The following is an 878-nucleotide window of genomic DNA, read 5'->3' as shown; positions in this document are numbered from 1 at the left end:
TATTAGATCTCTTGCGAAAGTAAAAAATTGTTTATACTAGCCCCATGAAATATGAAAATTTAACTCGATTTAATGATGGGGAATTTAAACGACTCGTTGGAGTTCCTCGTCCATTATTCTTAAAAATGGTATCGGTGTTACAACACGCTGAACTTGCCAAGAAAAAATCTGGAAGGCCGCATTCTTTGTGTTTAGAGGATCAATTATTGTTAACTCTAAACTACTTACGCTGTTATAGGACTCAAATTGAATTATCCGCTGACTATAATCTTGCTGAAAGTAATGTGAATCGTACTATTCATAAAGTTGAAAATGCTCTGATTCAATCACGGATTTTTGCATTACCCAAAAGGAATCAAAAGTTTAGTGAAGGTGATTATGTGATCGTTGATGTCACTGAGTCACAGATTGAGCGTCCCAAAAAAACAAAGAAAATTCTATAGCGGTAAAAAGAAGAAACATACGCTAAAAACACAGGTCATTTTTAACCCAAGACTAAAGCAAATTGTAAGTATACAGGTCGAAAGTGGCAGAAAACATGATCTGACGATTGCGCGTAAGTATTTTAAGGAGATGATCATTTATCCTTGTATTATGGCAGATTTAGCCTATAAAGGATTTCATCAGATTAAGAGTAAGTTACTCATTCCAATCAAGAAACCTAAGAATTTATCATTACCCAAAATAGCAAAACAGATCAACCAAGAAATCAGTCGGCGTAGGATCACAATTGAACATATCAACGGCAAACTTAAATATTTTCGGATATTAACAGAACGGTATAGAAATAGACGGAAACGATTTGGTCTAAGAATGAATTTAATTGTTGGAATGGTGAATTGGATGCTCTTGAATTAACTTTCGCAAGAGATCTATTG

General features: G+C 34.2%; 1 protein-coding gene. It reads left to right on the top strand.

Features of this window, described 5'->3' with window-relative positions; all coding sequences use genetic code 11:
- The first annotated feature begins 44 nt into the window (after positions 1–44).
- Positions 45–858, top strand: a protein-coding gene (locus tag NI470_RS15670; RefSeq protein ID WP_004729218.1) for an IS5 family transposase whose coding sequence is annotated in 2 segments (ribosomal slippage) — positions 45–431 and positions 433–858 — 813 coding nt in all. Because the reading frame shifts where the segments join, the coding sequence is not laid out codon by codon here.
- Positions 859–878 lie beyond the last annotated feature (20 nt).

This window comes from Acinetobacter lwoffii, assembly GCF_024129115.1.
Taxonomy (GTDB): domain Bacteria; phylum Pseudomonadota; class Gammaproteobacteria; order Pseudomonadales; family Moraxellaceae; genus Acinetobacter; species Acinetobacter lwoffii_T.
This window is presented reverse-complemented; position numbering and strand designations above follow the sequence as displayed.